General features: G+C 45.4%; 21 protein-coding genes. 8 read left to right on the forward strand and 13 right to left on the reverse strand.

The genetic code is table 11. The annotated features are described in order from the left end of the window. Window positions 1–28: 28 nt before the first annotated feature. Window positions 29–511, forward strand: a complete 483-nt coding sequence (locus HP398_RS27140; protein ID WP_173624183.1) for a GyrI-like domain-containing protein — start codon at window positions 29–31, stop codon at window positions 509–511. Window positions 512–569: 58 nt separating this feature from the next. Here the strand turns inward: HP398_RS27140 and HP398_RS27145 are convergent, their stop codons facing one another. Next, on the reverse strand, window positions 570–1952 hold the full coding sequence (locus tag HP398_RS27145; RefSeq protein ID WP_017250868.1) for a hypothetical protein: 1383 nt from the start codon (window positions 1950–1952) through the stop codon (window positions 570–572). After that, window positions 1936–2478: an RNA polymerase sigma factor gene (locus tag HP398_RS27150; protein WP_017250867.1), complete on the reverse strand. Its 543-nt coding sequence runs from the start codon at window positions 2476–2478 to the stop codon at window positions 1936–1938. The genes HP398_RS27145 and HP398_RS27150 overlap by 17 nt, the downstream gene beginning before the upstream one ends. Before the next feature lie 219 nt (window positions 2479–2697). On the opposite strand from HP398_RS27150, the gene HP398_RS27155 reads away from it, so the two are divergent. Next, window positions 2698–3636 carry an ABC transporter substrate-binding protein gene (locus HP398_RS27155; RefSeq protein WP_173624184.1) on the forward strand — a complete coding sequence of 313 codons (939 nt, stop codon included), beginning with the start codon at window positions 2698–2700 and terminating at the stop codon, window positions 3634–3636. Between the two features lie 849 nt (window positions 3637–4485). Here the strand turns inward: HP398_RS27155 and HP398_RS27160 are convergent. The 6 genes from HP398_RS27160 to HP398_RS27185 form a co-directional block, all read right to left on the reverse strand. Beyond that, window positions 4486–5079 (reverse strand): hypothetical protein, encoded by a 594-nt coding sequence (locus HP398_RS27160; protein ID WP_069845847.1) that lies wholly within the window; start codon window positions 5077–5079, stop codon window positions 4486–4488. Between the two features lie 24 nt (window positions 5080–5103). Further along, window positions 5104–5595: a zinc metalloprotease gene (locus tag HP398_RS27165; RefSeq protein WP_254476408.1), complete on the reverse strand. Its 492-nt coding sequence runs from the start codon at window positions 5593–5595 to the stop codon at window positions 5104–5106. A gap of 193 nt (window positions 5596–5788) precedes the next feature. Then, entirely contained in the window at window positions 5789–6508 is a 720-nt protein-coding gene (locus HP398_RS27170; RefSeq protein WP_017250864.1) for a YebC/PmpR family DNA-binding transcriptional regulator, read from the reverse strand. A 160-nt stretch (window positions 6509–6668) separates the two neighbouring features. Beyond that, entirely contained in the window at window positions 6669–7613 is a 945-nt protein-coding gene (locus HP398_RS27175) for a metal ABC transporter substrate-binding protein (RefSeq protein ID WP_173624185.1), read from the reverse strand. Between the two features lie 14 nt (window positions 7614–7627). Further along, window positions 7628–8488: a metal ABC transporter permease gene (locus HP398_RS27180; RefSeq protein ID WP_017250862.1), complete on the reverse strand. Its 861-nt coding sequence runs from the start codon at window positions 8486–8488 to the stop codon at window positions 7628–7630. Continuing rightward, window positions 8488–9231, reverse strand: coding sequence for a metal ABC transporter ATP-binding protein (locus HP398_RS27185; protein ID WP_017250861.1), 744 nt, complete (start codon window positions 9229–9231; stop codon window positions 8488–8490). Before HP398_RS27185 ends, HP398_RS27180 begins: the two co-directional genes overlap by 1 nt. Before the next feature lie 416 nt (window positions 9232–9647). Between HP398_RS27185 and HP398_RS27190 the strand changes: the two genes are divergently transcribed. Continuing rightward, on the forward strand, window positions 9648–11018 hold the full coding sequence (locus HP398_RS27190) for an amino acid permease (RefSeq protein ID WP_173624186.1): 1371 nt from the start codon (window positions 9648–9650) through the stop codon (window positions 11016–11018). A gap of 49 nt (window positions 11019–11067) precedes the next feature. On the opposite strand, the gene HP398_RS27195 is transcribed toward HP398_RS27190, so the two are convergent. After that, window positions 11068–11409 (reverse strand): hypothetical protein, encoded by a 342-nt coding sequence (locus HP398_RS27195; RefSeq protein ID WP_017250859.1) that lies wholly within the window; start codon window positions 11407–11409, stop codon window positions 11068–11070. A gap of 107 nt (window positions 11410–11516) precedes the next feature. On the opposite strand from HP398_RS27195, the gene HP398_RS27200 reads away from it, so the two are divergent. Then, a complete protein-coding gene (locus HP398_RS27200; RefSeq protein WP_173624187.1) occupies window positions 11517–13346 on the forward strand; it encodes an adenine deaminase in 1830 nt (609 codons plus the stop codon). A gap of 56 nt (window positions 13347–13402) precedes the next feature. Here HP398_RS27200 and HP398_RS27205 read toward each other — a convergent pair whose 3' ends face one another. Then, complete coding sequence (locus HP398_RS27205) at window positions 13403–14110, reverse strand: MerR family DNA-binding transcriptional regulator (RefSeq protein ID WP_173624188.1); 708 nt, start codon at window positions 14108–14110, stop codon at window positions 13403–13405. A gap of 165 nt (window positions 14111–14275) precedes the next feature. Between HP398_RS27205 and HP398_RS27210 the strand changes: the two genes are divergently transcribed. Next, window positions 14276–14911, forward strand: coding sequence for a DUF5701 family protein (locus tag HP398_RS27210; protein ID WP_173624189.1), 636 nt, complete (start codon window positions 14276–14278; stop codon window positions 14909–14911). A gap of 24 nt (window positions 14912–14935) precedes the next feature. Here HP398_RS27210 and HP398_RS27215 read toward each other — a convergent pair whose 3' ends face one another. Together HP398_RS27215 and HP398_RS27220 are read right to left on the reverse strand one after the other, a co-directional pair. After that, window positions 14936–15538 carry an MSMEG_1061 family FMN-dependent PPOX-type flavoprotein gene (locus HP398_RS27215; RefSeq protein WP_173624190.1) on the reverse strand — a complete coding sequence of 201 codons (603 nt, stop codon included), beginning with the start codon at window positions 15536–15538 and terminating at the stop codon, window positions 14936–14938. Between the two features lie 90 nt (window positions 15539–15628). Continuing rightward, window positions 15629–16009, reverse strand: coding sequence for a MerR family transcriptional regulator (locus HP398_RS27220; RefSeq protein WP_173624191.1), 381 nt, complete (start codon window positions 16007–16009; stop codon window positions 15629–15631). A 115-nt stretch (window positions 16010–16124) separates the two neighbouring features. Between HP398_RS27220 and HP398_RS27225 the strand changes: the two genes are divergently transcribed. Continuing rightward, window positions 16125–16886, forward strand: coding sequence for an SDR family NAD(P)-dependent oxidoreductase (locus HP398_RS27225; protein ID WP_173624192.1), 762 nt, complete (start codon window positions 16125–16127; stop codon window positions 16884–16886). Window positions 16887–16945: 59 nt separating this feature from the next. Here HP398_RS27225 and htpG read toward each other — a convergent pair whose 3' ends face one another. Continuing rightward, entirely contained in the window at window positions 16946–18826 is a 1881-nt protein-coding gene (htpG, locus tag HP398_RS27230) for a molecular chaperone HtpG (RefSeq protein WP_173624193.1), read from the reverse strand. Between the two features lie 332 nt (window positions 18827–19158). Between htpG and HP398_RS27235 the strand changes: the two genes are divergently transcribed. Together HP398_RS27235 and HP398_RS27240 are read left to right on the forward strand one after the other, a co-directional pair. Then, on the forward strand, window positions 19159–20151 hold the full coding sequence (locus tag HP398_RS27235; RefSeq protein WP_173624194.1) for a GNAT family N-acetyltransferase: 993 nt from the start codon (window positions 19159–19161) through the stop codon (window positions 20149–20151). Between the two features lie 182 nt (window positions 20152–20333). Next, window positions 20334–20702: a hypothetical protein gene (locus HP398_RS27240; protein ID WP_017250850.1), complete on the forward strand. Its 369-nt coding sequence runs from the start codon at window positions 20334–20336 to the stop codon at window positions 20700–20702. Window positions 20703–20878: the final 176 nt, after the last annotated feature.

The raw sequence follows: 20878 nt of genomic DNA on the forward strand, positions 1-20878 counted from the left end.
TATTTTTTAAATGAAAGGACGTTTTTCCATGGAGCCAACTGTTCTCTCCCGCGAGGAAACACACGTAATCGGTTTTACTTTTACGGCGAATGTGACAGAAGACTTGGAACAGAAACACTCCGCTAGTACGACTGAAGCTTTGCGAGCTAGAAAAAGCGAGATTCACAATCAGGTTGGTAAGGGAGAATACCTAATCCAAATCTATCCTGACAAAGATGACTTCGATGCAGCCGTTGATCCTTTTACCACCCTAATTGGCGTCGCAGTTTCCAGCCTCGCCGATATTCCTGAAGGGATGGTCAGTCACACGATTCCTGCGGGGACATTTGCAAAAGTAACACACAAGGGACCTGAGACAAACTTGGGCGAAACATATGATTTTCTTTACGGTTCTTGGCTCTGCGAATCGGGATATGATTATGCCGGGTTTGATTTTGAATATTGGGACGAGCGTTACAAGCCAGAGCAAGAAGACAATGAAATTGATATTTACATTCCGCTCTTCAAATAAGAGACATAGCGAAAAACCAGGGAATCCGCTCCCTGGTTTTTCTGTTATTACGATGTTATTATCTACGCACCCACTCCCCTGTCAGTGCATCCACCATATAAAGCGGGGTATCGTGATAATAACTATGATAGACGAGACGCGGCTCTATTTTCCCTGTAGCTGGATTCTCTATCAGCTTGTAAACCAACCGCAGCGGACGATGGGTGACGTATACGCTAGTCGCGTCTTCACGTGACATTGCCTTGCTTTTGTCAGGAAGCGGTTTAGACTCCTCGGCATACGGGGGAATGATTCCGATCACCTTTTTCCTGTTCACATCAAAATGAACCGTATACCCCCCCATAATCTGTACTCCCTGATGGGACTTGAAGAATTGATAGGTTTCGATGTTGCCTTTTCTTGTGGCAGAACCAAGGAGCAGTTCTTTGGTATCTAACGGAAGGTATTTCTGAAACTGCTTAGCTGCTTCTTGAACGTTTTCCAGCTTCGGGTGAGGGAGCTTCTCCTCTTTCTCATGGATATTTCCATACCGATAGTCGAGAATATCCCCTGTTTCTGTCACCACGGTCAGTTCCATTTTCTGTTTGGTTCGCGTCTCTACTTTGTACGTATGTACGCCCGAGCCTTGATGAACCACGAAGGAAAACGGAGGCTCGAATCCCCACTCCCGAAAAAGTCTATCTGCCTCTTCCATGTCCGGAGCTACCAGCTTTATGCCTCCCGGATTCACCGGAATTGGCGGCATTTCTGCGAGACTGTAATCGGGATGATAGCGTTCTATGGGGTAAATTTCTCCTGTGATCGCATCGATATCACCTGAAAATGGGAACTCGTATTGCAACCGCCCTTCCCCCTCTGAATAGAGGAGCCGGGCACTTTGCCCAAAAATTTGCTCAGCCGTCTTCACTGGCATTGCCTTTTGGGGATCAGGAAAGACCATGCGTGTCGTATCGTTTGTCTGTATCTCTTTTATATGATGCCTGCCCGCCTTGTCTATCGTAAATATGTATTGGTCTTCCAGAACCGGAATGTTGTTAACCGTCTTGTTCATCACGACATGACCTATTTCTGTATTGGACAGCATGCCGTTTACCGCATATTGACTCGCATCTCGACCTGCCAATTCTTGCAGCAGCTTCTTCGCCTGCTCGTATACAGGATGGGCGGGTAGCTGCGGACTACTTGTTGCCGTCACCTGAGGGTCCACGAATTCGTTTTGCCCCATCCCAGCCATGATATACAGCCCAAAGCCAGAAGCGATCACGACTGCTGTCATCCCCGCTTTCAACGGATTCATGAACAGCCGTCTCCTCTTGCCGACCCGAATGGTTTCTTGTTCCAGCACAGTACGTAAACTCTCTACAAACTCCTTACGTGGGGGTGTACTTTTTCGCAGAGTCGCTAACCGTTCGAGCATATCTCTTTCATTTTGCCAATCCACTGTACAACTCCCCCTTCTTCGTATGCGACAGTTTGCCATGCAACAGCTTCAGTGCCCGATGCATCGTCGTTTTCACATTTGATTCAGAACAACCCAGTATTTCAGCTGTCTCTTTGACGCTGTATTCTTTAATGCCACGCAGAATGACAACCATGCGGTAATGCGGTGGCAGTCCCTTGATCGCAGCGATCAATTCCTGCTCGTCCTCCCGGCTTTCCGCTTCCTGAGCAGGATTCCCTTCCGAGGCTGGCATCACGACAGACAGCCAGTTGCCTGACAACAGCTTTTGCCACTTGCGTTTTCGATAGTAATTCATCGCTGTATGCTTCGCGATCGCAAACAGCCATGTCTTCACATCAGATCGCTCTTCAAATCGATCGAGCGAACGAATCACTCGCAAAAAAACCTCCTGCGTCAAATCTTCTGCATCATTCTGACTGCCGGCAAAGTACAGCAAAAATTGATACACATCATGATAATGCCGCTCATAGATGGCCATGACCTGATGTTTCATTTCTTCATACAAAGAAGCTCCTCCATTCTCTTGCTGTCGGCTGATCGACTACTTTCCTGTAGCGAAAATTTTCTCGTATACCCATTAGTGTCTTGAACAGGAAAAAGGTTACAGCATAATGTTTGAAAATGTTCAGGAATGCAACAGCGACGGATGGATCGGGTAGCCTATAATTTACATGAGTCCTGCTACTTTCCTGATAACACAAGAAGTAAGAACGGAGTGACCTGTATGTATAAACGGCTACTAGCTATCCCGATTGCCGCTTTGCTCCTCGTCCTGTCAGCCTGCGGCAATGGTGGACAAACGGGCGATTCAGCTGCATCGAAACCGACCCGATCGATCAATTACTTGGGCAACACTTATACAATTCCGGCCAGAACCAAAGATATTGTTTTCGTAGGCTTCCCTGCTTCGTATGAAGATTCTTTCTTGCTGGGAATTCCGCCCGTCGCAGCAACCATGGATAAAAACGGAAAGTTCCCTGCTGAATATCAAGCCATGATCAGAAATGCCAAGCATCTCCCTTATAATATTGCAGATAATCTAGGTGAGCTGGTTGCCCTCGAACCTGACGTCATCATGACAACCGACAAGACCCCCAAGGAAGACTTAGCCAAATTGCAAACTGCTGCATCCGTCATTCCCGTCTCTACGAACGGAGCTCATTGGCAAGAAAACTTGCGTCTGCTCGCTGATGTTCGTGGAAAAGATGCCAATTTGGATACTTTTGTAGGTAAAGTGAAGCTAAACGCACAGGAACTCCGCGACAAGCTCGCCGCCCTTCCAGAAAAGAAAGTGCTGACGCTGTGGTTCCAAGAAGGCTCCTTCTACGTCTATCCGAAGGATGAACGGTACAATTACCTGTTATATACGGACTTGGCTCTGCCTGTCCCAGATGTCGTCGCGAATGTGCAGGAGCGTACCGCGCTCTCAATAGATGCTTTGGCAAAAGAAGATCCCAACTACTTGTTTGTGATGGTCAACAAAGAAGACCAGCCCGCTTTTAAGCAGTTGCAAGAGCAGCCTGCATGGAAAAATCTAAGCGCAGTCAAAGCGGATCAAATGTATATGAATGCAGTTGAACCAGGATTGGCTGGTGGCACTGCCTACAGCAACCAATCGTTTTTAAATGCAATTCGAAAACAGATGCTAAAAATGAGTGAATAAAAAGATGGGCTTTGCTCATACTATACTCATCGAGCTCGGTGGTGTGTTCTCAATCAGGCTGTAGTCCTTTACGGAGGCGATGTGCCATGGATGATTTACACGATCACCTAGTGAGTAAGGAAAACCGCACACTGCTTTAAGCTTCTAACTTCATACTGGAGGTAGATGCGTCGCACGTGATGATCGGTAACACCTCAAAACTAACGAGCTCGATATATGCCGTCTCCTTTATGGGGGCGGTTTTATTTCTTTTAAAACCCGTTTGTCGAGCGGTCGTGGTGGGGAGGAAACAGGAGAAAACGCTCAGATTCTTGTCCCACCCCCAGGGTAGCGTAAGCTGCCCGGCTCCATGAAAAAAAGCGAAACCCACGTCCAAAGTGGTCCATTCAAGAGGTGTCTCAGAGGTGGACGCTAAAAGCTTGTTTCTCTTTTTTTCATTGCGCCTCGGTCGGTGTACCAAAGATCTTCGCTTATTTCTCCTGTTTCCTCTACAAGCTTTCCGTGTGATCCGATTTTTTAATGACTTAAAAGATGGTAGAGTCTCGTCAGTCACGCCAGAGAAGAATATTTCCAGACGTAGCGACTTGTGGAGTCCTACCAAGTGAGAAGGGATTAGCGGGCAAAAGAAACTTAGGCGTGCCCTTAGGACGAAGCGGCTACTACTTTTGCATTTCCCCGTTAATCCTTTCGGAGCGGACAGTCTTAGCACCCAGCAGGACGGAGCCTGGAGCCTAGACTGGAAATATTCTTCTCTTCACCGCAGCCACATACATAGGAATCTTTAGTTGTTACTGTAGTTCTGGGATTGAGAGTAGAAAAGGCACTTCATCGGAAGCGCCTAAGATAAAATTACTTCATTGATTCTATTACTTCTAACAAATCTGCCTCATTGATGGAAGGAAGCTCATCCGCCTTAGTTATATTTTCAAATTCAGTGTCTGACTGATTTGATCGTAAGCCTTTGGAACTGGTCATTTTAAATAATTGATTAGGTGTGTTTGGAATATAAGTATATTTCTTCAATTCTTCATCATATTCTCCGCTCAGAAATAACAGATATTCACCTTTCTCTAACTCGTGATAGTCCGCGTCAACTACGTTAGCAAGCTCTTTATTGTCACCTAAATCTAGACCTATAAGGCGATAAAGTTCGATGCTTTCACCTTCAGTTATCTTGGCGTCAGAAAGGTTGCTATATAATTTATCTACTTGTACTTCGTACACATTATAAACAACAGTCCCCACTTTTTCTTGCCTAAACTCAGATGGTACTTTTCCTTTTATGATTACATTAGCTTTTTTGACTATTTCTTCTGTAGAGCTAAATGTTCTAGATAGAGCAACGCTATGAGAGTTTGAATGATTGAATTCTTTATACATCAGTGCAGAACCAACACCAGCAATTACAGCTGTCACAGACACAATCGCAATCAATTTTTTCAATCTTCACACACTCCTTTCTATTAATTAGTTGTTATCGTAGAGACCTCTAAGTTCTTTTTTGTCATACTTTGTAGGACCATGGATATCCCAGTCAAATACATCTTTGTTATCCATTATGGAATCTACACTTGTATCTTCAGGATGGGCAAGACCAAGTGTATGACCGAATTCATGAGTCATCGTTTTTATCGTATCATCCGTGTCTAGATCGTCACACATTGACTTTACAATTATTATATTGGCTGACGCATATGGAGACCGGTTCATCCTGGCTCTATCATCATAGGGTATTCCAAGTCCATATGTCCCAAGCCTATAAAGTTCCTTTTCGGTTCTTGAATCTGGGTGTTCAACAGAAATATAACCAGTTTCATTAGTGTCTGCTGGAGAAAGGTTTATATTGCTGATTGCGTTCCACTCGTCAGCAGCAGACCAAAGTAAATCCGAGTATTTTTCATCTAAGTTGATATCTGCGACTTGTGGAGTCCTACCAAGCGGAGAAGGATTTGCGGGCAAAAGAAACTTAGGCGTGCCCGTGCGACGAAGCGGCTACCACTTTTGCGTTTCCCCGCGAATCCCTTCGGAGCGGACAGTCTTAGCCCCAATCAGGACGGAGCCTGGAGCCTAGACTGGAAATATTCTTCTCTCCTCTACAGCCACATAGAAAAAGACCCTTGTCCTAAAACAAAGGTCTTCTCCATTGAAAACATTATTCACCTAAATCAACGTTATGGTACACCTGCTGCACATCGTCCAGGTCTTCCAAAGCATCGATCAGCTTTTCGAATTGAGCTTGTACATCTTCTGTCAGCGTTACTTCGTTTTGTGGCAGCATGGTCAGTTCAGCTACGGTAAACTCATTAACGCCACCATTTTTGAGTGCTTCTTGAACAGCGTGGAATTGTTCCGCATCTGCGTAAACAATGACAGCACCGTCTTCATCCAAAATGTCGCGCACGTCTACGTCCGCTTCCATCAAGATTTCCAGCACTTCATCAGAGGTTTTACCTTCCAAGCCAAATACCGCTGTTGGGTCAAACATATAAGCAACCGAACCGGATACGCCCATGTTACCGCCGTTTTTGTTGAAAGCGGCACGCACTTCAGGAGCTGTGCGGTTTACGTTGTTGGTCAGTGCATCCACGATGATCATGGAACCGTTTGGCCCGAAGCCTTCATAGCGCAGATCGCTAAACGTTTCATCAGAGCCGCCCTTTGCTTTATCAATCGCGCGGTCGATAATCGCTTTCGGTACGCTGTATGTTTTGGCACGCTCCAGGACGACCTTCAGAGCACGGTTGGACTCTGGGTCCGGCTCGCCTTGCTTTGCCGCTACGTAAATTTCCTTTCCGAACCTCGCGTAAATACGACTGGTGCTCGCGTCTTTAGAAGCTTTCTTCTCTTTAATATTGTTCCACTTACGACCCATAATCCCACTCTCTTTCAATATGGCAGATTAAATATGATTACTCCGGATTCCTTTTACACACTAGCCTATTATACCTCAATCTTATGAAATATGTTAAGCAGTGGAAGAATTTAAAAGCACAGCCCCTGATTAAGAGAGCTGTGCTTTGCTTTTACGAATCTTACTTCTTGGTCAATCCTTCGTAAATCGTCTTGATATTCCATTCCATCATTTTGATGTACGTATCGCCATCTTCTCCCGGCTTTCCGAGAGAGTCCGTAAATACTTTGCCGACAATCGGTACACCAGTTTCATTTGATACCATCTCCATGCTGCGCGGATCGATACTCGTCTCTACGAACAGGGCCGGGATTTTTTTCGCACGGATCGTGTCGACCACCTGTGTGACCTGCTCTGGTGTTCCTTGGTTCTCCGAGTTGATTTCCCAAATGTATGCTGCTTCAAAATCGTAAGCTTCGCTGAAATATTTGAACGCTCCCTCGCTCGTCACAAGCATACGCTGTTCTTTCGGAATCTGGCTGTATTGCTTAACCGCGTCCTCGTGCAAAGCAGTCAGCTGTTCGATGTACTTCTTGGTGTTTTGCTCATACGTTTCCTTGTGCGCTGGGTCCACCTTGATCAAGGCATTTTTTGCATTCTCCGCATACTTGATGCCATTGCGTACATCCAGCCAAGCGTGCGGGTCTTCTTCGCTCTCTTTGCCTTTGGTTGTCAAGTGCTTAGCCGCTACACCCTCACTGAGTCGGAACACGGGTGCATCCGGACCTGATTTGCCTGCTGTGTTCATGAGATTATTGAACCAAGAGTTGCCCGCCTCCAGATTCAAGCCGTTGTAGAAAACCGCGTCTGCATCCGTCGTTTTTTGCACGTCAGCAGGCAGTGGATCATATTCATGTGGATTGGAACCAATCGGAGCGAGACTATGGATTTCTACCCGATCTCCCCCAACGTTTTTCACGATGTCATACAGGATGGAATACGTGGTCACGACCTGTAGCTTGTCACTATCTGATTTCGTGGGCTCGTTCGCACTTTGCGGAGCACCACACGCTGCCATTAATACGGTTGATACTAGAAAAACGAAAAACAGATTCCATTTCTTCATTACGATATTCTCCTTTACTTTGAGAGCTCGACTCGTTTTTGTCGGGCTCGGATTGATTTCCATACCACCCCGTGTTTTCGGGAGAAGAGAAAGGCCAGGAAGAATAACACAGTTGCAACCACGACAATCGTGGCACCAGAGGCCAAATTATAGGTAAAGCTAAAATAAAGGCCGATAACCGAAGACAGCATCCCAAAACCGCCAGCCAAAAAGATCATGATCGACAAACGGTCCGTCAAAAGATAAGCAGTAGCAGCCGGTGTAATCAGCATGGCCACGACTAACACGATTCCTACGGTTTGCAAGGAAGCGACTGTTACCATCGTCAACAAGGTCATCAGCAAGTAATGAATGAGGTTGTTACGCAAGCCGTAGGCAGCAGCAATAGTCGGATCAAATGAAGTCAGTAACAGTTCTTTGAAAAAAGCGTAAACGGTCACGATGACGACGATCCCGATGCCAACCGTCACCCACATGTCTGACGAACGCACAGCCAATACATTCCCGAACAAAATGTGATACAGATCGGTACTGCTTTTCAGCATCGTAACCATGATGATCCCAAGCGCAAAGGCGGACGTGAACAAAATCCCAATCGCTGTGTCGTTCTTGATGCGGCTATTTTGGCTCACGTAGCCAATTCCAACCGCGGTGAGTACACCCGTTAAAACAGCGCCCACGAAGAAATTGATTCCAAAAGCATAGGAGAGGGCCACCCCAGGCAAAACAGCGTGTGAGATGGCATCCCCCATCAAGGACATCCCCCGCAAGATGATAAAGCTGCCAATGACGCCGCAGATTAACCCAACCACTACGGACGTAAACAATGCTTTTTGCAAAAACTCATACTGTCCAATTGCCATCAAGAAATCCATTATGCAAGCACCTCGGTCTTTTCGAGAAATGGTAGTTGATAGGAATATGCTCTCGACATGACTTCTCGATTCAGCACTTCATCGACCGTACCGAACTTGATCAATTCTTTATTCATTAGAAGAAGCTGATCAAAATATGCATATGCTTTGGACAAGTCATGATGGACGACGACAATCGTTTTGTCCTGAAACTGCAGCTCTTTCAAAATGCGAATGATGGTGTCCTCGCTCGCCACATCAATCCCCACAAACGGCTCGTCCAGAAGCAGTAGCTCCGGTTTTTGCGCAAGTGCCCTTGCAAGGAAGACACGCTGTTGCTGCCCGCCGGAGAGCTCCCCGATTTGCCTGTCGCGGAAATCCTCCAACCCTACTCTTCTCAAGCATTCCAACGCCCACACTTTTTCCTTTTTTTTCGGAAATTTGAACAGTCCGACACTTGGGTATGTCCCGATCAGCACTGTATCCATGACCGTGATCGGAAACGTCCAATCAATCATGCTCCGCTGTGGTACATAGGCAATTTTCTTCCGGAATTCATTTGTCTCTTTCCCAAAAATCCGCACATTCCCCTTATCTCTCGGAATGAGGTCCAAGAGCGCTTTGATCAGGGTTGACTTCCCTGCCCCGTTTGGACCGATGATTCCAACCATGCTCCCTACTTCAACTTCAAACGAAACATCCCGAACAACTTCATTCCCAAAATAAGAGACATGCAGGTCCCTTACCGTGATAGCAAATTCCATAATTCTTCCCTCCAATAATAGCCCGTTATATGTTCCCGTCCAAAAACCGATGGTGAAACGGGTAATTCCTCTATGCACATATGCCTACACACAACAATGTAGTCTTGTACCAATAATATTCACCCAAACAAACTAATATGCATTCGTATAAAAAAGTTGCCCTAATGCAAAATTAAATGATTTCCATTATCATGTCAATATATTCTTTTTTCTGAAATACAAAAAAAGTGCAGCCTCTGTTTAAAAGATACAACACTTCCAAAACATTCCTATTTCGTTCATAATGAAAAGCTTTTTTTCTATAAAAATAAATAAACATATGTGAAACAACAATAGTTATGTTAATATGAACATTATCTGTTTGATAAAAATCTAAAAATTGAAAACTAACTAAAAATAAGAAAGAGGTGGATCGTATGCAGGATCAAAACTTGGCGAGAGGTCTAAAAAACAGACACGTACAACTCATCGCGATCGGCGGTGCAATCGGAACAGGATTATTTTTGGGCGCAGGAAAATCGATTCATTTGGCCGGCCCATCCATCTTATTTGCTTACTTGATTACGGGCATCATCTGCTTTTTAATCATGCGCTCACTCGGGGAGCTCCTCTTGAGCAATTTGAATTACCATTCTTTTGTGGATTTCGTCAAAGACTATTTGGGGAACATGGCCGCATTTGTCACGGGCTGGACTTACTGGTTTTGCTGGATTTCCATCGCCATGGCCGACCTGACAGCTGTTGGTCTTTATACGCAATTCTGGTTTCCGGAAATACCGCAGTGGATGCCAGGCTTAATTGCCCTCGTGATTTTGTTAATCATGAACCTAGCTACGGTGAAGCTTTTTGGAGAAATGGAATTTTGGTTCGCGCTCGTAAAGGTCATCGCGATTCTCGCCCTGATTTTTGTCGGCGTCTTCATGATCATCAAGGGGTTTTCTACGAACGCAGGTGCGTCTAGCTTCACGAATCTCTGGAGTCATGGCGGTATGTTCCCGAACGGCTTCAATGGGTTCCTTCTCTCCTTCCAGATGGTCGTGTTCGCATTTGTTGGGATCGAGCTTGTCGGTCTAACAGCTGGTGAAACAGAAGACCCAAAACGAGTCATTCCAAAAGCAATTAACCAAATCCCGATTCGGATTTTGATTTTCTACGTTGGCGCTCTCATCGTCATCATGAGCATCTATCCTTGGAACGCGATCAACCCGTTGGAGAGTCCATTCGTGCAGGTCTTCGCAGCGATTGGTATTGCAGCCGCTGCCGGTATCGTCAACTTCGTTGTACTGACATCCGCTGCTTCCGCTTGTAATAGCGCCATTTTTAGTACAAGCCGGATGGTTTACTCCCTTGCCAAAGAAAAGAACGCACCTGTGCCTCTTACCAAACTGACTGCCAACAAAGTCCCGGCAAATGCACTACTCTTTTCAACAGTTGTTATCCTTATCGCCGTTGTATTGAATTACGTCATGCCAGAAGGCGTATTTACGCTGATCACTAGCGTGTCAACCGTTTGCTTTATCTTTATTTGGGGAATTACCGTCATCTGTCATTTGAAATATCGCAAAACGAGACCAGATTTAGCACAAGCGAATACATTTAAAATGCCGCTCTATCCTTTTGCCAACTACCTGATCCTGGCATTCCTTGCCTTCATTCTGGTCGTGCTGGCACTCGCGGAAGATACACGAGTCGCCTTGTTCATCACACCTGTATGGTTTATTCTGCTCGTCGTGATTTACAAACTGCGGAAAACGAAGACAAATGAAATAGAGGTAGCAGAACACTAAGCAGCGCCTCCTGTTTTCACTTTCAACATCGGTGAAAATAGGAGGTGTTTTATTTTGGTATGTCCTCGAGTTGTTCCCCTTCAAATACCCCTTCGATCACAAGCCCTTTCTTGCATTTGAGATAGTACATAAACGGAAAATAGGAAACGAAGCCAAACAGAACTGCGCCCATCCCATACAGCAACGGTACAGAAAGCAAATGCAAGATTCCCGCTACCCACCCCTTTACCTGCATACTGAAGAGCAAAGCTTCCGATGCGCTCAATTGCCCCATTACGAGTAAAAGTAGAAAACGGAAGGCCCCATCCAAAACCCCGATCGAAACCCCAGCTCCCACGCACAGCTTTAGATAGGACGATATTTTTATGTATTTGACCTTTACTCTCGTCATCCACTGCACCCCTTTTTCAAAATTTTTTCTAAAAGAAAACTAGCTTCCTTCCGCTTCGATGTGTACTATATGTAAAATACCAAATCCAGCATGAGGTGATAGTAAACATGACACAGCAGCATTCGTCCTATGCAAGACCTCCACTCGCAGATTGTATTCCTGATCTCGTTGCCTTTTCCAGAGGGGAGAAAAAAGCGACCCTCTTCATTCATAATGGCACGCTCGTCAATGTTCTCTCCGGTGAAATCTTGCCGAATATGTCCGTCGCTGTCGTTGGTACCCGTATCGCTTATGTCGGTCCTTATGTGGAAGGGATGACAGATGAATCCACCAAGATGATCGATGCAAAAGGAAAGTATATGGCACCTGGACTGTTGGACGGGCACTGTCATATCGAGAGCAGCATGCTGTCCGTGACGCAGTTCGCCAATGCGGTACTGCCGCTCGGAACGACAGGCGGCTTTTTCGACGCCCATGAGATCTCGAATGTTCTCGGTCTACCTGGTTTGCGAATCATGCTGGATGAGGCGAGACAAACACCGATGGCTGCTTACATGCAGGTCGCTTCCTGCGTCCCTTCGACGGATGCATCCTTTGAAACGGCTGGGGCAGAATTCGGACCAGCGGAGGTCGCAGAAGCATTGAGCTGGGGACCGGATATGATCGCACTCGGAGAAGTCATGAACTTCCCTGGCGTCGTGTACGGTGACCCGAAAATGATTGGAGAGATTCAAGCGACACTGCGGGCAGGAAAAGTAGTGGATGGTCACTATACATGGCCTTCAAGCGATCCGCGTCTGGCTGCTTATGCCGCTGCGGGTGTATCCGGTTGCCATGAGTGTGTGACCAGCGAAGATGTCGCACAGCGCGTACGGCTCGGCATGTATGCCAAAATGCGCCGCGGCTCTGCCTGGCACGATGTTGCAGCAACGATCAAAGCACACACCGAACAGGGAATTGACTCCCGCCGGATGATGCTCGTGTCCGATGACCGCATCTGCGATTCGTTGAAAGAAGAAGGACATATGAACTTCATCGTCCGACACGCGATCTCGCAAGGAGTGAAGCCCGTTACTGCCTTCCAGATGGCGACTATCAATACAGCAGAACGATTCGGTGTCGCAAGAGATGTAGGCTCGATCGCACCGGGTATGATCGCCGATATCATTTTGCTCGACGGAAATCTGGCTGATGTGAATGTCGTGATGACGATCGCGCGCGGTGAAGTAGTAGCAGAGAATGGTGAAATGACGATCGAACTACCTCCGTTCCCTTACCCTGCGTTTGCTGTCAACTCAGTGAAAATCAAGGCTGATCTCTCTCCATCTGACTTCATCATCAAGACCCCTGTTCCATCTGGGTCGATCAAGACGCGCGTCGCAGGTGTCCGCGAAAATCATGTAGAGACGGATGAAGTATTTGTGGATATAGCTGTCGCAAATGGTGAGCTTCAGATTACGCCAGAGAGCTCCTTGTGCAAAATGGCTATTTTCGAGCGTCATGGGAAAACTGGCGGCTCTGCCATTGGGATTGTCGGCAATGTCGGATTTAACCAGCCAGCAGCGATTGCCATGACTGTCGCCCATGACTGCCATAACGTGCTTGTCATCGGAAACGACGATGAGCGGATGGCACAAGCAGCAAATGCTGTGATCGGCATGCAAGGCGGTATCGCTGTCGTGACTGGAGACGGCGAAATCGTGGAGCTTCCGCTGCGTTTAGCCGGACTGATGTCGACTGAGCCTTATGAAACAGTTGTGAAGCAATCCATGGAGATTAGCCAAGCGTTGGTGAAGGCTGGCTGCACGATGAACTACGCCTTTATGACATTGTCTTTGCTTGCTCTGGTCGTCATACCGACCTTGCACATATCGGATACGGGCTTGATTCGCATTTCAGATGCGGGATTTGAGCGGGTATCACTGTTTGTGGAATAACGACGACATCCCCTCTTTTGCGAATGTGCAGGAGGGGGTTTTCTCTTTTGGCTACCTTATTCTTCGACCAACTGAACCACTTTGCATAATTGATAGAAATAGAAAACCCCACGCATTTGTACGCGATTCATCTGATCTAGATAACGCAACGTTTCCAAAGCAATGTTTCGCGCCTCTCTCACATCCTCTTCATTCATGTTCGCGATGGCTTCCTTTAGCTCCACAACCGATAAGGAATAGACAGCAGGTCGCAGCGTACGAAGCAGCATGATTTTGCGGATTTGCGAGCGATTGAAGAGTCGGTAGCCATTTTTCTCATCACGGGAAGTCGCAATGAGCCCAACCTTTTCCCAGTGACGAATGGTTGAGCTGGGCAGTGAAGTCATGGCTGCTACCTCCCCAATCGTCATCCATTCGCTGTTTCCAGCTTCCTCGTACTTTCCTGTTCCACCGTTTTCGAGCATTGCCAAGTTTCGTTCGGCTAACTGCTTGTCCCTCTGTAGATTGGCCTGAGCCTCATTCACACGCCACAGAGCAGCCTGCAAATGTCTATCCTGGATCAGTCGCATCACCTGCGCCGTCACTTCCATCCCAAATCCGGGAGACATGGCTTGAATACAGGTAAAATAAGCGACATGTTCCTCCGTATACTTCCGGTAGCCACTCGCTGACCGTTCCACAGGCGGAACCAGCCCATGTGCTTCGTAATTGCGCAAGGCGCTCGTGCTCAGCTTCAGCTTACGTGCAATATCAATGGGGCGCATGGCAGCCACCAGCCTCCTACCCGACTTTCTTCGATGAAGATTAAAGCTTAGTTGTAAAGTTATTTCAATCTTAAGCCGCTTTATTCCTTTTTCTTTGGTTAGACCTTAGAATTAGCTCGAATGTTGTAAGATGAATGTGACAAGTGGAAGGAGGCGCATTACCCCATGCACAAAGCTGAATTCGAACGGCAACTGACAACGCTCATTCAAAAGGGCTATCCTGAAATGGCGGGCATGACAGCAGATGTGTTTAGGAAAAATCTGACCCCGCTGCAATCACTGGCAGAAGCTCTACCCATTCCAGAAGACGATCAGAAAGACGGCCTCGTCCCCTTTGTTCTCGTTGTGAAAGGCGATTGGTTCGACGGAGAAAAAGCGATGCAAGCCATCGAGCGGCAAAAGAAAACTGGCTTCAGTGTCATGGATGCAGAAGAAATTCGGCGCTTTACACCCATCGAGGGCATCGAGATTCCTACAGGAATGGCTTACCTAATGACCGGAATTGATACAGGAAAAGAGACGTTGAACGTCACTCCGAATGACGCGATGCCCATCCTCTTGGAGCAACAGCGTTCTCCGCTCACGCTGGAGGAAGGGATTGCCCTGATCACTCACTTCCCGGATCTGGTAAAGAAAAACAACGGCTTTTCTCTGCTCGGATCGCGTTGTGGCGACCGACGCGTAACGGCCATGTGGATCAGTGAAAATAAACCGAAGCTAGGTTGGTGCTGGAACGGCAATCCTCATACGTGGCTCGGATCAGCTTCCTGCCAAGCTCGTTTGGACGAAAAAAAACCTTGAAGCTCATTCAAGGTTTTTTCTTTCTTATTCTTTTTCATTCAACGTAACACCATTTATTTTCAAATGAGCGCGAAACATTTCCAACATCGAAGGCATTGCCTCTTTTTCTGGCCATGAATCCGTTTTCCACAAGCTTGCTTGTTTAAATGCGCGCGGGCAATGGAGGAAGCACTCCTCTACCTTCACGATCACGCCGATGCCGCTTGTTTTACCCTTCCATTCTTGCGCGGCGAGTAGCTCTGCATCTTTTGTAATGTGGGCTGATCCGTTAATACGCAACACTTCTTCCAGACCTGGAATCAGGAAAATCATTCCCACCTGCGGATTGGCAATAATATTTAGCAAAGAGTCGACCCGTCTGTTCCCCATTCGCTCGGGAAAGATAATATGGTGATCATCCAGCACTTTAACGAAACCCGGCTCGTCGCCTCGTGGGGAAACGTCACATCTGCCTGAAGCATCTGCTGTGGACAAGAAAAACAACGGCGACATAGACACATAATGGATCACATGCGTCTCAACCTGCGCGATGCTTTTTTTCACAACCGCCTCTTGCGGTTCTCCTACCAGGCTTTTTAGTTCGTCTGCACTGGTTATAAGATCTTTTACTTCCAATGGATTCCACATAGGTTCTACTCTCCTCTCTTTTGTGTATATCCCTGTCTATCATCATAAGTCCCTTGGGAATGGAAAATCAATGTCTACAGCAGCAAGTTTTTAGTCTGCCGGTGTTTTGGCTACTCGTTTACTGATGGAATCTTTGTAAGCAACAATCTTACGTTCTAGCATATCATCCACAGCGATTAACATTTTTATTTGTTGCTCAATATATCGTTTATGTTCTTCTAAAAGACCCAATCGAGCTAAGGTCGTATGTTCTCCTTCTACAAACAGGGAAGCGTACTGCTTTATTTTTGAGATCGGCATTTGCGTTTCTTTTAACTTGATAACGAATTGCAGCCATCGAATATGTGAATCGTTATATCGCCTGTCACCGTTTTCATCGCGATCAGGAATAATTATTTTTTCCTTTTCATAATAACGCAACGTATGTGTGCTTATCCCTAATAGCTGTGCCACTTCACCAATTGTGTACATAGGAAACCTCCGCATTGATCTAATACCCTTGACTTAGAGTTTACTCTAATCAGTATAATCAGCTCATCGTTACTTCTCAATGAAAACTAGTGAATAAAATTCAGGAGGGATTTTCATGAAATATACGGTTATTACGGGAGCAAGTTCAGGAATTGGCTTTGAAACCGCTCTGGCATTTGCTGCTCGCGGAAAAAACTTAATTTTAGCAGCTCGTCGAACGGAGGAATTAGAAAAGCTACAATCAAAAGTGGCTGAAATCAACGCAAAATTGGATGTCGTCATTCGAACCGTTGATTTGAGTGTGAGCGCAAATGTGCATGATTTTTACGACAGTCTAAAGGATTATGAGATTGAGACCTGGATCAACAATGCGGGGTTCGGAAACTTTGCTTCTGTTGGGGAACAAAACTTGAATAAAATTGAGTCTATGCTTCACTTGAATATCGAAGCACTCACGATTCTATCTTCTCTTTATGTTCGTGACTATGCACATGTTGAAGGAACGCAAATCATCAATATTTCTTCAGGCGGAGGCTACAAAATTATTGCTGACGCCGTCACCTATTGCGCAACGAAGTTCTATGTAAGTGCCTTTACGGAAGGTCTCGCACAAGAATTGAGGGAGCATGGAGCAGCCATGCAAGCAAAAGTCTTGGCACCTGCTGCGACAGAGACCGAATTTGCGAAGCGTTCCTTTGATATTGATCAATTTGAATATGCTGGTGCAGTTCCCAAGTTCCATACAGCTGCTGAAATGGCAGGTTTCTTGCTCGATTTATATGACAGTGAGAAGGTAGTAGGAATAGTGAATGGAGCGACATATGAGTTCGAGCTAAAGGATCCGATCTTTACGTATGTGTCGAAGTCAAGAAACTAGTCGAGACGTTATTTTCACATAAAAAAGAGGATGCGCAAGCCGCATCCTCTTTTTTTGAATTACACCATGACTTTGCAAATGTCGTTCGTAAACTCTACCGGGTCTTGAATCGGCAAGCCTTCGATCAAGAGAGCCTGATTGTACAGGAGAGCCGTATACAGATTAACCTTTTCCTTGTCTGTGTCAAATGCACCCTTCAACGACTGGAACACCGCATGGTTCACATTGATCTCCAGTACCTTGTCTGCCTTCACATTCGAATTGTTCGGCATCGCATTCAAGATTTTTTCCATTTCGATTGTTACTTCACCCTCTGTCGACAAGCAGACAGGGTGTGACTTCAAGCGTTTGGAAGCTTTCACCGCTTTGACTTTTCCTTCGAGCAGCGATGCCATATAGTCGAACAGCTCTTTGTTGTTCTCGTTTTCGGCTTCGGCTGCTTTTTCTTCTTCGCCCGGTTCGATTCCCAAATCGCCGCTCGACACGGATTTGAATTCCTTTTCCTTGTAGTTCATCATCATCTTGATCGCGAACTCATCGACGTCATCTGTGAAGTACAGGATTTCGTAACCTTTCTCGGATACGAGCTCTGTTTGCGGCAGCTTTTCGATTCGCTCGATCGACTCGCCAGATGCGTAGTAGATGTACTTTTGATCTTCTGGCATTCTCTCTACGTACTCTTCTAGCGTCACCAGCTTTTTCTCTTTGGAAGAGTAGAACATCAACAGATCTTGCAATGTTTCTTTATGCATTCCGTAGTCGCTGTACATGCCGTATTTCAGCTGTCTGCCAAACGAATTGTAGAACAGCTCATATTTTTCCCGCTCTGTTTTCAGCAAGCTTTGCAGCTGGCTTTTAATTTTGCTCGTGATGTTTTTCGCAATCAGCTTCAATTGACGGTCATGCTGCAGCATCTCACGAGAAATGTTGAGCGACAGGCTCTCGGAGTCAACCATCCCTTTGACAAAGCTGAAGTAGTCTGGTAGCAGGTCCGCACATTTGTTCATGATCAGTACGCCGTTCGCATACAGCTCCAGACCTTTTTCATACTCCTTCGAGTAGTAATCAAATGGCATGCTCTCCGGGATGTACAAAATCGCCTGATAAACAACGGCTCCATCTGCACTGATGTGGATATGCTTGAGCGGCTTGTCGAAGCCGTAATGCTTGCTCGCATAAAACTGCTCGTAATCCTCAGTCGTCAGCTCGCTTTTATTTTTTCGCCAAATCGGAACCATGCTGTTCACGATTTGTTCTTCCGTCACTTGTTCGTACTCGTTTTCGCTGCCCTCTTTTGGCTTATGCTGCGTAACGTCCATTTTGATCGGGTAACGAATGAAGTCAGAGTACTTTTTGATAATCGCTTGTAAACGGTACTCTTCCAAGAAGTCGTCGTAATTCTCTTCTTCTGTATTCTCCTTGATTTCGAGAATGATCTCGGTCCCGACGGAATCTTTGTGATAAGGCTCGATTGTGTAGCCATCCGCACCACTGGACTCCCATTTGTACCCAGTGTCGCTGCCCAGTGCTTTACTGATGACCGTAACCTTGTCGGCAACCATGAAAGCCGAGTAGAAACCTACGCCGAATTGACCGATGATGTTGTAGCCATCTTTCGCGTCGTTTTCTTTTTTGAACGCCAACGAACCGCTCTTCGCAATGACACCCAGATTGTTTTCCAGCTCATCCTGCGTCATCCCGATCCCTGTATCTGTCAGGGTCAGCGTTCTCGTGTCTTTGTTAACCGCTACTTTGATGTAATAGTTCTCTTTATCGAACACCAATTGATCATCGACGAGCGATTTGTAGTAAATTTTGTCAATCGCGTCACTCGAATTGGAGATCAACTCGCGCAAAAAGATTTCCTTTTGTGTGTAAATAGAATGGATCATCATTTCCAACAGACGTGTAGATTCTGCTTGAAACTGCTTTTTTTCCATGAAATACCCACCCTTCCGGACTTCTTATATATTCCTTTTCCAATGTTAGCACTCTCATCTCGCGAGTGCTATTCACTATTTTTATAACAGTCTTAGATTTTTCTGTCAATATGAACCAGCAGAAAGAAAAACCGCCAACTTTAACAAAATGGAATTTCATCTAGTCAACTTGGTAAAATGGCCGGGACATATTAGTAAAAAGCAGTATGGTAATAGTCTTGGTTTCACTCAAATTGAGGGTTAGATGTACTCTTGACCAGTTGGATTAAGGAAACGAATTGCAATAGATGAAGAGCAGCTTTATGATGATAAAAAACAGAGGTGTCCATTTCATGTATTTCATACCATTTACTGATGAGTTAATCTCAGAGGCTGGGCAACTATTGTCCAAACGTCATAAACTAGATCGAGAAATCCTTTCGGTACTACCAATTGAATGTGAAGATGAAAATTATGCAACGACTGCTGTTAAAACGATATGGTCAAAACCAAACAGTAGCGGAGTCGCAGCAATTGAAGATGGTAAATTAATCGGATACCTAATTGGACAAAAGATTGAAAACCCTCTTCGGGATCGACATGTCTGGATGAAGTTGGAGGGGCATGCAATTTCTCGCAATACCTCCGTTGAATTATATAGAGATCTTTATTCAGAGGCTTCTCAACTATGGGTAGATGAGGGGTATTTTAGTCATATTGCGCTAATTCCAGCCAGTCAACCCGAATTACTTCATTCTTGGTTCCGTTTAGGTTTTGGCTTTGAACAAACACATGCATTACTCTCATTACTTGATCGGGAATCTCCCCTTCCCTTGAGCATTCCAGATGTTGAAATTCGCTTGGCATCCCCAGAAGACCGTAGTTTGGTAGAGGATATTGCAAATATTATTAGAGCTCATCAAAATAAGGCACCCGTTTTTGGTTATTCTTTACGTGATGACCCTCAGGAATTACGTAAAGGCTATGCAGGTCTCCTTGATGATCATGATGTCGATTTCTGGATCGCCTTAAAAGATGGAAAAATTGTTTCTTTCCAAGGATATTTCCCCTTAGATAAAAGTGATGTAAATTTGAATGTACCGGATCGTTGTGTTGAACTAGGAGTTGCTGGTACTCTAGATCAATATCGCGGACAAGGTATCAATTATGCACTTACACTACATGGACTTGCCCATGCGAAGAAAAAAGGATATGTCTACTGCATGACAGATTGGAGAGAAACGAATTTACAATCTTCACGTTTTTGGCCCCGTCAAGGCTTCCTTCCTGTTTCTTACAGAGTTTCTCGCCTTATTGATAGCAGAATAACTTCGGTGATAGAGTAATTCCAAATCCCCGAGCTCCCTTAAGAACTTCCCAACGCTTCACCTATTATCCTTGCCCTCTTCTTCAATAAATTTATACAATTTTATTAACAGATTAATTTTTATTAATTGAGTCATACACTTACCGAATTTTCATAAATTTGAAATTGTGTTCCAGTTCCAACTAAGGGAGAGGATGAGCAATGGGTAAATTTCGGGTCACGTTTAAAAGTATTGTCGTTCATAAATCTGATGATGGCGCATTTGACAGCACTTTGGAAACGAAATGGAATTTCATTATTAATGGATCCATTTTTTCCTGGACAAAAAATCTAAAAGCTCAAAACACACCGTACGCCATTGATATTAGTCATGATCTTGATGTTCCTGATAATTCGATCATTCATCTCGAAGTTTATGGAAATGAAATTGATACTGTTAGTGATGACGAATTACCAGGATTTATTCATACATGGAACAGAGATAGCAGTTGGGGCTTAGGATTTCATCCTGAGAAACAGTCCAATGATGACATAACTTACACACTTAATTATGAAATTTCCCAAATATAAGGTATAGTTGACACCTTTCAATTACGAATTCTCGCCCCCACGTTGTTTGAAAGCGTGGGGTTATCTCATTTAAAATTCAGTTTCCTTGTTTGCGTATCCATCATGCTCGTAGGGGCTCCGTGTCAATCCGACTCATGTGTTAGTACGGAGTGAAAGTGATAATGAACCAGTTCACG

The sequence above is a fragment of the Brevibacillus sp. HB1.4B genome, from assembly GCF_013284285.1.
Lineage (GTDB): Bacteria > Bacillota > Bacilli > Brevibacillales > Brevibacillaceae > Brevibacillus > Brevibacillus porteri.

Bases quoted from the DNA above. Each gene is read 5' to 3' on its own strand.
- HP398_RS27170 (WP_017250864.1), bottom strand. From the start codon at position 6,508: ATGGGTCGTAAGTGGAACAATATTAAAGAGAAGAAAGCTTCTAAAGAC.
- HP398_RS27140 (WP_173624183.1), top strand. From the start codon at position 29: ATGGAGCCAACTGTTCTCTCCCGCGAGGAAACACACGTAATCGGTTTT.
- HP398_RS27180 (WP_017250862.1), bottom strand. From the start codon at position 8,488: ATGGATTTCTTGATGGCAATTGGACAGTATGAGTTTTTGCAAAAAGCA.
- HP398_RS27175 (WP_173624185.1), bottom strand. From the start codon at position 7,613: ATGAAGAAATGGAATCTGTTTTTCGTTTTTCTAGTATCAACCGTATTA.
- htpG (WP_173624193.1), bottom strand. From the start codon at position 18,826: ATGGAAAAAAAGCAGTTTCAAGCAGAATCTACACGTCTGTTGGAAATG.
- HP398_RS27190 (WP_173624186.1), top strand. From the start codon at position 9,648: ATGCAGGATCAAAACTTGGCGAGAGGTCTAAAAAACAGACACGTACAA.
- HP398_RS27210 (WP_173624189.1), top strand. From the start codon at position 14,276: ATGCACAAAGCTGAATTCGAACGGCAACTGACAACGCTCATTCAAAAG.
- HP398_RS27215 (WP_173624190.1), bottom strand. From the start codon at position 15,538: ATGTGGAATCCATTGGAAGTAAAAGATCTTATAACCAGTGCAGACGAA.
- HP398_RS27200 (WP_173624187.1), top strand. From the start codon at position 11,517: ATGACACAGCAGCATTCGTCCTATGCAAGACCTCCACTCGCAGATTGT.
- HP398_RS27240 (WP_017250850.1), top strand. From the start codon at position 20,334: ATGGGTAAATTTCGGGTCACGTTTAAAAGTATTGTCGTTCATAAATCT.
- HP398_RS27185 (WP_017250861.1), bottom strand. From the start codon at position 9,231: ATGGAATTTGCTATCACGGTAAGGGACCTGCATGTCTCTTATTTTGGG.
- HP398_RS27205 (WP_173624188.1), bottom strand. From the start codon at position 14,110: ATGCGCCCCATTGATATTGCACGTAAGCTGAAGCTGAGCACGAGCGCC.
- HP398_RS27220 (WP_173624191.1), bottom strand. From the start codon at position 16,009: ATGTACACAATTGGTGAAGTGGCACAGCTATTAGGGATAAGCACACAT.
- HP398_RS27195 (WP_017250859.1), bottom strand. From the start codon at position 11,409: ATGACGAGAGTAAAGGTCAAATACATAAAAATATCGTCCTATCTAAAG.
- HP398_RS27235 (WP_173624194.1), top strand. From the start codon at position 19,159: ATGTATTTCATACCATTTACTGATGAGTTAATCTCAGAGGCTGGGCAA.
- HP398_RS27155 (WP_173624184.1), top strand. From the start codon at position 2,698: ATGTATAAACGGCTACTAGCTATCCCGATTGCCGCTTTGCTCCTCGTC.
- HP398_RS27225 (WP_173624192.1), top strand. From the start codon at position 16,125: ATGAAATATACGGTTATTACGGGAGCAAGTTCAGGAATTGGCTTTGAA.